Genomic DNA, 12,338 nt, shown 5'->3' with positions numbered 1-12,338 from the left:
TTGGGCGCGCACGCTCGCGGCGATGGGGCACGAAGTTCGCTTGATCCCGCCATCATACGTGAAGGCCTATGTGAAGCGCTGATGAAGCGACTGCACAGGAAGCAGATGCTGCCGTTTTTCTCGAAGCTGTCGCCCTGCCTGATCGGCGTGGAAGCTTGCGGAACGGCACACTATTGGGCGCGCACGCTCGCGGCGATGGGGCACGAAGTTCGCTTGATCCCGCCATCATACGTGAAGGCCTATGTGAAGCGCGGCAAAAGTGACGCGCTTGATGCCGAAGCGATCTGCGAGGCCGTTCAGCGGCCGACAATGCGGTTCGTGCCGGTCAAGACGGTGGAGCAACAGAGCATCCTCATGACCCATCGGACCCGGTCCCTACTCGTTCGTCAGCGCACCATGCTCGCCAATGCTCTTCGCGCGCATCTGGCCGAACTCGGTTTCGTCGCGAACCCCGGCATTGCCAACCTCGCGAAACTGGCCGAGCTGGCGCTAGCCGACAAGGATGCGCTGCCATCCTATGCCCGCACCGCCCTAGAGATGCTGGTCCGTCAGATCATGACTGTTAGTGGTGAGATTACGGTCCTGGACCAGCAGCTAATCGCTTGGCATGCCGAGAGCGAAGCCAGTCGCAAGCTGGTCGCAATCCCCGGCCTCGGCATCGTCACCGCAACGGCAATTGCCGCGACCGTCACCAATCCCGATCAATTCCGCTCGGGCAGGCAGTTCGCTGCATGGCTCGGCCTGACACCGCAACAGCATTCCACAGGGGGCAAGACTCGGCTTGGCGGCATTTCAAAACAGGGGGATCGATATCTGCGCCGACTGCTCGTTGTCGGTGCCACTGCCGTCATGCGACACATCAAGGACAAGCCAACGCCCATGGCCGACTGGATCAGAAGGCTCTCCGAGAAGAAGCCCTTCAGGCTCGTCTCCGTCGCTCTCGCCAATAAGCTGGCCCGGATCGCATGGGTCGTGCTCACCCGGAAAGAGATCTATCGCCCCCAGTTAGCAGCCTAAAGGAATACGGAACACCCGAATTGGCAGTGGCAGTCGATGATGAGTAACGATCGAGCCAATGGTGAGGAAAACCCGTCTGATTCAATGCGCCTCAAAAGCGCGTCACGTTGATCAGGGACCTCACCGGCGGATTTCCATCAGGGCCAGCGGCAAACACTGCGCTGCACAAATAGGCCGGACACATGAAAGCAACCGATCAAAATCATCCCGATAAAAGCCCTTGCCAAAGGGGGCGTCCACACATGAATCAGAGTAGATTTGCGTCTCCGGGTGAAGCCAATGCTGGATGTGCGGCAACGAATGTGGGAAAGAGCTGTCGCACGGGCGACTTTTGATTCTGTATCAATTCGTTGGTTTGATACATTTTAAATCCTCCGTCGCCCCCCTTTCCTCCCCTTCACAAATGCGAACCAGTTCATCTGCCCAGGCAAGAAGCGCATCGCGCTTTTCATCCAGATAACGATAACGCTGATAAATTCGGACAATGCCGGCGCGTGACCCGGAAATGTGATTGAGCAGGGCTTCGACGACCTCCATGGGCACCTTGAGCCGCTGCATCTCGGTTGCAACAGTGCGTCGAAGATCGTGAAGTGACCAATGGGGCACCGGAGTGCCGGCGGCAGCCTCAAGCTCACGCCTGATACGGTTGACGGCTTTCGAAAGGCCCCCGGGCCCATGCGCCAGATTTCCGCGCGCAGGAAAGAGTTTGGTTGCCTCGCTTCTGTCGATCAATGACTTCAGGAGTGTGATGGCCGCGGGCGAAAGTGGCACCAGATGCTCCGTATCATTCTTGGCGCGCTCGCGTGGGATGGTCCACAATGCGGCCTCAAGGTCAAATTCCGACTTGTCGGCCTCGAAGATTTCGCTGCGGCGCTGGCCAGTTAGCAACAAGAGTTGAATGCCGGGGCCCCATGGATAGGGCTGGCCTTTGGCGATCCGCCAGAGTGACACAAGTTCCGCATGGCTCAACACTCGGTCACGGGCTTTTGGGGCCGGCGGTCGTCCCGCGTCGCGACAAGGGTTGGCAGGAAGCCGGTCAAGTCGTGGCATTGCCCAGCTGTAGAAACTGCGCAACTGGGCATGAACGGCACGCGCCATAACCGGTGAGTTCAACGCAATCTCGTCTATTGCCCGCGTGATCTCGCTGCGCGTCACTGTATCTGCCATCCGGCAGCCCAGCCGCGGGAGCACATATTTTCTGAAGATCCGGTCAATCTCGTTGATCGACCGCAGATGCCTCTTTGCATGCCGATAACTCGGCCAGAGGTTCTCGATTGTGTTCAGGAACGGACCGGCTTGCCTCAACGGCACAATGGCAATCGCCGGATCCACACCGGCCTCGATGTCCGACAGCAGCGTCCGCGCCTTCCGTCGCGCGTCGGCAAGTCTGAAGCGGGCACTATGCCTGCCGAGCGAAACGGTGCGAAGTTTTCCGCCAATACGCTTGCGCAATATGAACGTCTTGGCACCAGTCTTTCCAACGCGGATCCTGAGACCCGGCACCTTGGCGTCCCTGAATTCAACCTGCCCCGTCAAGGGAGCCTCAAGCTCCGCCAGCTTTGCATCCGTAAATGTTATTGCCTGAGCCATCGCTTCACCAACACACCGTGAAGCAAGGATACAAAAGGTTGCAATAAGTTCAAGACTACCGATATTTTCCATAATCGATATAGGCACAAATTACACGAACACGCACAGTTGCACACATTCATGGACGGAATTTTTATTTGGCGATGCTTCTTTTAATCAGTAGGTCGCTGGTTCGAATCCAGTACGGCTCACCAGGATATTGTATCTCTTTGAGCTTCATTGGCCGCAGCGACTGGATTCGAGGAGGGCTGGCCAAAGCTGTCGAGCTCACCCCTACACGCTACGAATGCGTAGCGTACATGCTGACCCGCGCCCGCAGCAATTGGCCGGAACCCCGACGGGCTGCGATGAGAACATCCAGCAGATCGTCGAACGGCAAGTGCCTTGGGCTCCGATCCACAAGGGTTCGGCCACCCTCGCGATGGCGGAACCACTACGCCACTGACCTCCTCGTGCCGCAAGACCGTGACAACTGGTCCGCAATAGCCGCCGAGCACGCCAGCACCACTGCCATCTTAAACACTGGTTACCGAAATTTTACGGCCTCCCAGCGCTTCTTTCGTGTTGTGGATTACTACTTGGATCGCTAGCGAGATGCGCATGCTAACAAGTCCGGTACAGTTAATAACCCCCCGCCGTTTCGGCGATACGCGCGGCTGGTTCACCGAAGTCTATTCGGCACCAAAGTTCGAGACACTCGGCATCACCTGCCATTTCGTGCAGGATAATCATTCCTTATCCGTGCCGCGCTATACTTTGCGTGGGCTTCACTTCCAAACGCCACGGCGTGGGCAGGACAAACTGGTGCGCTGCATACGCGGTCGCATCTTCGATGTCGCCGTTGACATACGCAAGGGTTCACCAACCTATGGCCAATGGGTCGGCGCCGAACTCTCAGCAGAAAATGGTCACCAGCTCTTCATTCCAATCGGGTTCGCACACGGCTTTGTAACGCTCGAACCTGACTGCGAAGTCATGTACAAATGTTCGGACACCTATGCACCCGATCATGAAGGGGGCATCCGGTGGAACGACGCGGCAATCGGTATCGACTGGTTGATACCGTCGGGCGTAACGCCAGAACTTTCTACAAAGGACGCGGTACTGCCACTGCTCGCAGACTTCGAAAGTCCTTTCCCTTATGACGGCCGCCCACTCGCGCCGCTCACCTAAAGGAAATATCATGCGGATTTTTGTCACTGGTGGTGCCGGCTTCATCGGCTCGGCGCTGGTTCGCCACCTGATCGAGAACACCAGCCATGAGGTGCTCAACTTCGACAAGCTGACCTATGCGGGAACCCTCTCGACAGTCGAGCCTGTCGCGAATAGCAATCGCTACCGCTTCGTACAGGGAGACATCTGCGATGCCGATGCCGTCGGTGCGGCGATTGCAGAATTCAAACCTCAGATCATCACCCATCTGGCGGCGGAAAGTCATGTCGATCGCTCGATCGATGGCCCCGGTGCCTTTGTCCAGACGAACCTGGTCGGCACGTATAATATGCTTGCCGAGGCCCGCTCCTATTGGGCAGCGCTCGACGGGGAAGCCAGACAAGCATTCCGCTTCCACCACATTTCGACTGATGAAGTCTATGGTTCTCTTGGAGATGACGGTTTTTTCACCGAGAACACGCCCTATGATCCGCGTTCGCCCTATTCTGCATCGAAAGCGGGATCTGACCACCTGGTGTCAGCATGGGGCCACACGTACGGATTGCCGGTGCTGATCACAAACTGCTCTAACAATTACGGGCCCTATCACTTCCCGGAAAAGCTGATCCCGCTAATGATCGTGAAGGCGCTCGCAGGCGCAGATTTGCCCGTTTATGGCAAGGGCGATCAGGTGCGCGACTGGCTCTATGTTGAGGACCATGTCCGCGCTCTCCAGGTAGTGTTCGAAAATGGCATGCCGGGCCGCACCTATAATGTCGGCGGCAATAACGAGAAGCAGAACATTGAGGTTGTGACGACTGTCTGTGCCATCCTCGACCGGTTCATGCCGCGCGATGACGGAAAATCCTACATCGAACAAATCACGTATGTCGCCGACCGCCCGGGCCACGACAAGCGATATGCTATCGACGCAACGCGCATCAAGAGCGAGCTCGGCTGGGAGCCACGGGAGACTTTCGAGACCGGAATCGAGAAGACGGTGCGCTGGTATCTCGAGCACAAGAACTGGTGGCAGCCGATAGTGGCCGAGCGCCAGGCAGATCGGCGTCGCGGCTTGGCAGCCTGATTGTCATGGCGGCGATGCACTCAATACTCGTCACCGGAGCAAGCGGGCAGCTTGGTATCGAATTGCAGCGATGCTCTTGGCCTTCAGGCTGGGAAATTGTGGCCACTGATCGTGACGCGCTCGATCTGTACGATCCAGTTGCAATCGCTGCGATGATTGCCTCGCGCGACTGGGCAGCAGTTATCAATGGCGCGGCGTACACAGCGGTCGACAAGGCGGAAGGGAATATTGTGACGGCTTGGGCCGTGAACGCGATGGCTCCCGCCGCATTCGGTCAGGCTTGTGCGCAGGCCGGAATCCCCCTTATTCAGGTGTCAACTGACTACGTCTTTGCCGGCGACAAATCCGGCGCGTGGGAAGTCGGCGATCCGGTCGCGCCGCTTGGCGTCTACGGAGCGTCCAAACTGGGCGGCGAACTGGCGGTGCGCACCTCGGGCGCGCGCCACGCCATCGTTCGCACCGCTTGGGTCGTGAGTGCGCATGGGCACAATTTCATCAAGACAATGCTGCGTGTCGGCGCCGAGCGCGGTCATCTTCGCGTCGTAGACGATCAACGTGGCAGCCCGACCAGCGCGGCCGACCTCGCAGACGCGTTGATGACGATCACTGTCCGGTTGATCGAGGATCCAGACGCACCGACTGGCACCTTCCACTTCAGCAATGCTGGCGCAGTGAGTTGGGCAGGCTTTGCCGCCGAAATCTTCCGCCAGTCAGCGGCGCGTGGCGGGCCGTTTGCAACGGTAGAGCCCATCACAACGTTTGAGTATCCCACTCCCGCGCGCCGCCCCGCCAATTCATTGCTGAACCATGACGCAATCCGCGCCGCCTATGGCATCACGCCACGCCCCTGGCAGACTGCATTGAGCGAAATTCTCGACGAACTGATCGGAACAGATGTATGAAGGGTATCATTCTCGCTGGCGGCTCCGGCACGCGACTGCATCCGGCGACGCTTGCCATGAATAAGCAACTTCTGCCGGTCTATGACAAGCCGATGATCTATTATCCGCTATCAGTGCTGATGCTCGCGGGCATTCGCGATATACTGATCATCTCGTCGCCAGAATATCTCGACAATTATCAGAGACTATTCGATGATGGCACTCCCCTCGGCCTAAAGATCAGTTACGCCGAACAACCGCGCCCCGAGGGTCTGGCCCAAGCCTTCACTATTGGCGCGGATTTCATTGGCGACGACAGTGTTGCACTTGTGCTGGGTGACAATATTTTCTTCGGCGCACATCTGACTGACTTGCTCGCCAATGCGGTCGCACGCGAGCACGGGGCCACGGTCTTTGCCTACCATGTTGAAGATCCCGAACGGTACGGAGTGGTAGAGCTCGATAGGCACGGCCGCGCGCTGAGCCTCGAGGAAAAACCAGTAAAGCCAAAGTCCAGCTATGCGGTTACGGGCCTCTATTTCTATGACAACCGGGTCGTCGAGTACGCTCGGGGATTGAAGCCATCGGCACGCGGAGAATTGGAGATCACGGATCTCAACCGGCTCTACATGGAAGCAGGCGATCTTTACGTCGAACAGATGGGCAGAGGCTATGCGTGGCTCGATACCGGTACGCACGAGAGTCTGCTTGAGGCCAGCGAATTCGTTCGCACGATCCAGCACCGCCAAGGCGTGCAGATCGCGTGCCTCGAAGAGATCGCTTATCAGCAGGGCTTCATTACTGCAGAAGAAGCGCGTGAGCGGGGCGAACTGTTCAGGAAGACCAACTATGGCAAGGCGATTCTCCACGCGGTAGAGAACGCCTCCCTTTAGGTTCCAATACGCCTTACACATGGGGTGGCAGTGATGGTTTCCTTTTGAAGGAAAGGCGTTAAACGCGGAGCGGATATGGCTATGCAACCTCGCCCCGCGCCCTTGTTCAGGCCCGGAATTTCCTTTCTGTTGCTGGTTGTCCTGCTGGGGCTGGTGCTCATTGCGGGAGGCGCATCACGCGCTGACGTGGCAGGTCAGGTGATCGTGCGTAGTGCCGCGTGGACCGCGCTGATCGTCGCAATCTTGGCGGGCAGTCGGCCGTCCTTCGGGCAGAGCAGGCCTGTACTGATCTTCCTGTTTGCGGCCTGCGCGCTCGCGCTGCTGCAATTGGTTCCGCTGCCTCCGGCTGTCTGGCAGGCTCTGCCTGGCCGTGCAGCGCTGTCTGAAGCGGCTGCGGCAAGCGGGCAACCCCAACCCTGGCGCCCCTGGTCGATCGTTCCGGGAGCGACCGTGAATGCCGCGGCGTCCCTCATCGTGCCTTTCGTTGTACTGGTGCTTGTCGCCAGCCTGACGGAGCGGGAAAAATTGTGGCTGCCTGGCTTTGTGCTGGGCCTCATCGCTGCCACCACGCTTGTCGGTCTTCTGCAATTCTCGGGTGTCGGATTTAACAATTTGCTGGTCAACGACACGCCCGGGCAGGTCAGCGGCACCTTCGCCAATCGAAACCACTTCGCTCTTTTTTTGGCTATTGGCTGCATGCTTGCGCCCGTATGGGCCTTTCTGGAAGGGCGTCAGCCCCATTGGCGCGGGCCGGTGGCGTTTGGGTTGGTGCTCTTGTTCACGCTCACGATCCTTGCGAGCGGATCGCGCGCCGGGATGGTGCTCGGTCTTCTGGCGCTTGTACTTGGGCTGATCATGGTGCGCCGGGGGATCAGAAGATCGATCGGCCGTTCTCCGCGCTGGGTATTTCCCGCGCTGATCGCTGGTATTGTCGGCGCGGTCGCGATCTTTGTACTGATCAGCATCGCGGCGGACCGGGCGGTTTCGATCGATCGCGTGCTGGAGCTCGACGCGGGGCAGGACTTGCGTCGTCGCGCGCTTCCGACGATCCTTGAGATGATCCGCCTCTATTTCCCGGCGGGATCTGGACTGGGAGGTTTTGATCAGGTTTTTCGCATGCACGAGCCTTTTGACCTTTTGTCACTCCTTTATTTGAATCATGCCCATAATGACTTGCTGGAGATCGTGCTCGATACCGGGCTGCCGGGGGTGCTGTTGCTGGCCGCCGTCCTGCTGTGGTGGGCGTGGGCAAGTGTCCGTGCGTGGCGTGCCGGTTCCGGCGCAAGCCATGCCTTGCCGAAGCTGGGATCGGCAATGTTGTTGCTCGTCATGATCGCCAGCATTCTCGACTATCCGGCTCGCACGCCGATGATCATGGCGATGATCATCCTGGCTGGCATATGGCTTAGCGATCGAGTAGACGAGCGCCCCGGCCCGGCTTTACCCAGGTCTGCCCAAGATTTATAGCCTTCGGCTCCATCCAGTCAGGAAGCGTTCGAGCGCATGTTTAGGATTTGTACTGCTTTGTTGATTGCGGTCGCTTTGCCGGCGTGTGGAGGCAGGACGCCGCTGGAATCCACTTCGCGCCTGACCGTCATAAAAGATAGCGATGCTCTGCCTGCGCCGGATCGCAACGACCTGACCGCAGCCGACCGCCCGTCGCTGATCGGGCCGCTCGACACCATAGAGGTGGATGTCTTCAATGTGCCTGACCTCAGCCGTGAGATGCAGGTCGACGCCAGCGGCCGTATCTCGATGCCGCTGGCGGGCACGATTGATGCGCGCGGCAAAACGGCGGAGGAGCTTGCGCGCGCAGTCGAGGGCGCGCTGCGTGGGCGCTATGTCCGCAATCCGGAAGTCACCGTCAATATCAAGAGCTCGGTCAGCCAGGTCGTGACAATTGACGGACAGGTCGTTGAACCGGGCCTTTATCCTGTCACCAATCAGATGACGCTGATGCGCGCTATCGCGTCAGCCAAGGGACTTTCCGAATTCGCGCGAGAAGACGATGTCGTTATCCTCCGTACCGTGAACAGCGCGAAGATGGCGGGCCTGTACAATATGGATGCCATTCGCCGCGGGACGTATGACGATCCGCCTATTTATGCCAATGACGTGATTGTTGTCGGTGATTCCCCGGAGCGCCGCCTTTTCCGCGATTTCGTTTCACTTTCGCCGCTCCTGGCAGCGCCGCTCATCGCCCTCGTGCAGTAAGGCCCGCCACTTTATGAATTCGGTTGTATCCAACTTGCACAGCGGTTTCCCGGCAGCCCGCCCCGTTTCCACCGATCCGCGCGGGCTGGAGGCGGAGCGCATTCCGATCATCCGCCAGTATATGCGCATTGCCATGCGCTGGCGCTATGTCATCCTCGGCGCGGTGGCTGCCTGCGTGGTTCTCGGGTTGATCGTGACATTGCTCATGACGCCCCGATATACGGCCACCTCGACGCTCGAAATCTCGCGGGAATCGAGCAAGGTTACCAGCTTCCAGGGTGTGGAGCAGGAAGTCAGCGTCGCGGACCAGGAATTCTACCAGACCCAATATGGTCTGCTGAAATCGCGCTCGCTGTCCGAGCGCGTCGCGTCACAGTTGCGTCTGGTAGACGATCCCAAATTCTTCGAACTCTTCGGCGAGTCCCGCAGCGAGCCCGCGCTCGAGCTGTCAAACGGACGCTATCCTGCATCTGGCCGCATGGTGCGGCAGCGGATCGCAGGTGAGATTTTGCTCAAGCATCTTGACGTATCACCGACGCGGCTTTCGCGGCTGGTCGATATCCATTTCACCAGTCCCAATCCTGATTTTTCGGCTCGCGTGGCAAATGCGTGGTCGGAGAATTTCATCCGGACCAATCTGGAGCGCAAGATCCAGGCGACGTCCTATGGGCGCAACGTCCTGCAGCGGCAATTGGCGGAGCTGAAGGAGAGGCTCGACGCATCACAGCGACAGCTGGTTGCTTATGCCTCGGCGCAGCGGATCATCAACCTGCCATCCGAATCTGGCGGCGACGGCCGCATCACTCCGGAACGTTCGATCGTCGCCGACGATCTGGCCGCACTTAATGGAGCGCTGTCTCAGGCAACGGCAGACCGCATCCAGATGGAAGCGCGGTATCGGCAGGCGGGGCGTGCAGGCGCCTCGACCGAGGCCCTGCGTAACCAGGCGATCAATACTCTGCGCCAGAAGCGCGCTGAACTGGCAGCCGACTATCAGAAACTGATGACGCAGTTTGAGCCGGAATATCCAGCCGCCAAGGCCATCCAGTCTCAGGTCGAGCAGCTTGATCGCTCCATCGCGCGCGAAGAGGGTCGGGTATCCGGCTCGCTTCTTGCGGACTACCGGGAAGCGGTAGAACGCGAACGTGGTTTGCAGACCAAGGTCGATAAGCTCAAGGCGAGCTATCTTGATCTGCGGCGTCGCAGCATTCAGTACAATATCTATCAGCAGGAAGCGGACACCAACAGGGTTCTCTATGACGGTCTGCTTCAGCGGTTCAAGGAGATCGGTGTCGCAGGCGGTGTCGGCGTCAACAATGTCTCCATCGTCGATCCCGCAGACGTGCCTCAGAAGCCGTCGAGTCCGCGCCTGTTGCTTAATCTTGCCATAGCGCTGCTGGCAGGGTTGAGCCTGGGTGGGATCGCCGCCTATGGGCTCGAGCAGATCGACGAAGCAATCGCCGACCCGGCCGAGGTCGAGCGGCGTCTCGGCCTGCCATTGCTCGGTTCCGTGCCAAAGCTGGAAATCGGCACGCCCAAGGAGGCGCTCCTCGATCGCAAGTCGGAACTGGTCGACGCATATCTCGCCGTGCAAACCAATCTCGGGTTCACGACCGAACATGGCGTACCGCGTTCCTTTGCAGTGACCTCGACCCGACCTGCAGAAGGCAAATCCACCACCGCGCTGGCTCTGGCGACGACGCTCGCCCGCGCGCAGCGCAAGGTAATTCTGGTTGATGGCGATATGCGCTCGCCTTCGGTGCACCATCTGGGTGGTGTTGATCACGATCAGGGGCTCAGCAACTTCCTCGCGGGCCAGGATAATATCGAGGCGCTCACCTTCCCGATGGCCGATCTCGGTTTCACGGCCATGTCGGCGGGCCCCATCCCTCCCAACGCAGCAGAACTGCTGACTGGAAACCGGCTATCGGTGCTGATCAACCGCCTGCTCGAGACCTATGATCATGTGGTGATCGATTCCCCGCCCGTCATGGGGCTCGCCGACGCGCCGCTGATTGCCAGCCATGTCGATGGCATCATCTATGCAGTTGAGTCCCATGGTATCCGTTCCAGCATGGTCAAGACTGCGCTTGGACGACTCGCCAGTGCGAACGCTCGCGTCATTGGCGGTATCTTGACCAAGTTCGAGGCCAAGAAGGCGCATTACGGCTATGGCTATGACTACGGCTATGGCTATGGCCGCGACGCCGATGCCAAGGCGTCACCTGGCTGATGCCACGGCGCGGAGCTTCCTCGAGACGATCCCCGACCGAATGGGGCGTTCGAGGGCTGCTTGCGGCGATTGCGGCAGCAGCAGGCTATATCGGTGTGAGCCAAAGCCTGGCCTCTATCCTGACCGGAAGTCCGGAGCGGGCGCATGCGCTGGCTCCCTATGACGGGCGGATCACAGCGCGCCTGTCGCAGACGTTCGTGACGGCCAGTTCGACGGCAGCAGATTTTGCTGAAGCCACCCGCCTCGCGCATCTGGCACTCAGACAGGATCCTACCGCCGTTCGCGCGGTGATAACGCTTGGACTCAACGCTCAGGTTCGCGGCGATGTGGCGGGTGCCAGGCGCCTGTATGCCTATGCCGATACTCTATCGCGTCGCGAGTCCCAGACACAGCTCTGGGCGATTGAGGATGCCGTCGCCCGCAACGACATTCCCGGCGCGCTGAGGCAATATGATATTGCGCTTCGCACCTCGCGGACCGCGCCCGATTTGCTGTTCCCGGTCCTGGCTGCGGCAGTTGACGATCCGGCGATCCGGGCAGCCTTGGCGCAGACGCTCGCGAGCGATCCGGTTTGGGGACCAAGCTTGACCCTTTACATATCAGCCCACAGCGACCCGGCTGCAGCAGTCAACCTGTTCCGGAGCCTGCCTCGTGCCGGCGGCAAGGTGACGGACGAGCCACGTGCGCGCCTGATCAACAGACTCATCTCGAACGGTTCATTTGCCGAAGCCTGGAACTATTACTCAGATATTGCATCAAAAGCTGACCGTCGCATGTCCCGCGATCCACGCTTCGAAGCCGACCTTGCGATACCAACCCCGTTCGATTGGGTGCTGGTCGACAGCGACGGCATCAGTTCATTGATCCAGCCCGGCGAACGAGGTGGCGTTTTCGACTTTTCGGCACCTGCCAGCGTGGGCGGCCCCGCGCTCCAACAGATGCAAATGCTTCCGCCAGGAGACTATCGCCTCGAAGGGCACAGCGACGGGATCGACCAACCGGAAGGATCACGCCCATATTGGATGTTGAGCTGCCACGACGGGCGTGAACTCGGCCGTGTAGTCATGCCAAACTCCGTACAGGCGAAAGGCGCATTTTCGGGTCGGTTTACCGTGCCGGCAGGGTGCTTGGCCCAGATGCTCACATTGATCATCCGTCCATCGGACTCAGTGTCAGGTGTGGCAGGCTCGATCAACCAGATCCGGCTCCTTCCGGCACACCGACCTGTGCGATGAGGGCGATGACTGATTGTGGAGGTTGCGCAATGCGAA

10 protein-coding genes are annotated in these 12,338 nt (G+C 59.3%); 9 read left to right on the top strand and 1 reads right to left on the bottom strand.

From position 1 onward, the window contains the following. Positions 1-81 precede the first annotated feature (81 nt). Complete coding sequence (locus tag MKI88_RS15740; protein WP_241632387.1) at positions 82-1,017, top strand: IS110 family transposase; 936 nt, start codon at positions 82-84, stop codon at positions 1,015-1,017. A 342-nt stretch (positions 1,018-1,359) separates the two neighbouring features. Here the strand turns inward: MKI88_RS15740 and MKI88_RS15735 are convergent, their stop codons facing one another. Then, entirely contained in the window at positions 1,360-2,607 is a 1,248-nt protein-coding gene (locus tag MKI88_RS15735) for a site-specific integrase (protein ID WP_241632347.1), read from the bottom strand. Between the two features lie 600 nt (positions 2,608-3,207). Here MKI88_RS15735 and rfbC point away from each other — a divergent pair. From rfbC to MKI88_RS15695, 8 genes are all read left to right on the top strand, one after another. Further along, entirely contained in the window at positions 3,208-3,780 is a 573-nt protein-coding gene (rfbC, locus tag MKI88_RS15730) for a dTDP-4-dehydrorhamnose 3,5-epimerase (RefSeq protein WP_241632346.1), read from the top strand. Positions 3,781-3,790: 10 nt separating this feature from the next. Further along, positions 3,791-4,846 (top strand): dTDP-glucose 4,6-dehydratase, encoded by a 1,056-nt coding sequence (gene rfbB / locus MKI88_RS15725; protein ID WP_241632345.1) that lies wholly within the window; start codon positions 3,791-3,793, stop codon positions 4,844-4,846. A 5-nt stretch (positions 4,847-4,851) separates the two neighbouring features. Then, complete coding sequence (gene rfbD, locus MKI88_RS15720; protein WP_241632344.1) at positions 4,852-5,748, top strand: dTDP-4-dehydrorhamnose reductase; 897 nt, start codon at positions 4,852-4,854, stop codon at positions 5,746-5,748. After that, complete coding sequence (gene rfbA, locus MKI88_RS15715) at positions 5,745-6,620, top strand: glucose-1-phosphate thymidylyltransferase RfbA (protein WP_241632343.1); 876 nt, start codon at positions 5,745-5,747, stop codon at positions 6,618-6,620. The genes rfbD and rfbA overlap by 4 nt, the downstream gene beginning before the upstream one ends. A 75-nt stretch (positions 6,621-6,695) precedes the next feature. Then, positions 6,696-8,087, top strand: a complete 1,392-nt coding sequence (locus MKI88_RS15710) for an O-antigen ligase (protein ID WP_241632342.1) — start codon at positions 6,696-6,698, stop codon at positions 8,085-8,087. A gap of 57 nt (positions 8,088-8,144) precedes the next feature. Further along, entirely contained in the window at positions 8,145-8,834 is a 690-nt protein-coding gene (locus MKI88_RS15705; protein ID WP_241632341.1) for a polysaccharide biosynthesis/export family protein, read from the top strand. Next, positions 8,749-11,067 carry a GumC family protein gene (locus MKI88_RS15700; protein ID WP_241632386.1) on the top strand — a complete coding sequence of 773 codons (2,319 nt, stop codon included), beginning with the start codon at positions 8,749-8,751 and terminating at the stop codon, positions 11,065-11,067. Before MKI88_RS15705 ends, MKI88_RS15700 begins: the two co-directional genes overlap by 86 nt. A gap of 95 nt (positions 11,068-11,162) precedes the next feature. After that, positions 11,163-12,302: a lipopolysaccharide assembly protein LapB gene (locus MKI88_RS15695; protein WP_241632340.1), complete on the top strand. Its 1,140-nt coding sequence runs from the start codon at positions 11,163-11,165 to the stop codon at positions 12,300-12,302. Positions 12,303-12,338 lie beyond the last annotated feature (36 nt).

Origin of the sequence: Sphingomonas sp. LaA6.9 (assembly GCF_022601895.1) — a bacterium.
GTDB lineage: Bacteria > Pseudomonadota > Alphaproteobacteria > Sphingomonadales > Sphingomonadaceae > Sphingobium_A.
The sequence above is the reverse complement of the archived record's forward strand: the minus strand, read 5'-3'. Positions and strand labels throughout refer to the sequence as shown.